Origin of the sequence: Vogesella mureinivorans, from assembly GCF_007644035.1 — a bacterium.
Classification (GTDB): domain Bacteria; phylum Pseudomonadota; class Gammaproteobacteria; order Burkholderiales; family Chromobacteriaceae; genus Vogesella; species Vogesella mureinivorans.
In genome coordinates this window covers 1-352 of record NZ_VMTV02001133.1, presented here as the reverse complement: position 1 = coordinate 352, position 352 = coordinate 1, and the positions used below count along the sequence as shown (strand labels likewise).

Sequence of the window (352 nt, the reverse complement as noted above, 5' to 3'; positions counted from 1 at the left end):
GGTGCGGCGGCGGGGAGATCAGCGTCACGCCCGGCACTGAATAGCGAAGCTTAGCGATGTACGGGGTGACTTTATCACCCGGCAGCTGACCGCCTTCACCCGGTTTCGCACCCTGCGCGACTTTAATCTGAATCACGTCGGCGTTAACCAGGTACGCAGGCGTTACGCCAAAGCGACCGGACGCCACCTGCTTAATACGGGACACTTTATTGGTGCCATAGCGGGCCGGATCTTCACCGCCTTCGCCGGAGTTGGAGTTGCCGCCGATGCTGTTCATGGCTTCCGCCAGCGCTTCATGGGCTTCCGGGCTCAGCGCGCCGATAGACATCGCCGCGGTGTCGAAACGTTTGAA

General features: G+C 61.1%; 1 protein-coding gene. It reads right to left on the bottom strand.

Annotated elements, in window-relative coordinates; genetic code table 11:
* Nucleotides 1-352: glutamate synthase-related protein (locus FLQ44_RS23095; RefSeq protein ID WP_147696199.1), on the bottom strand; the 352-nt coding region annotated here is incomplete at both ends.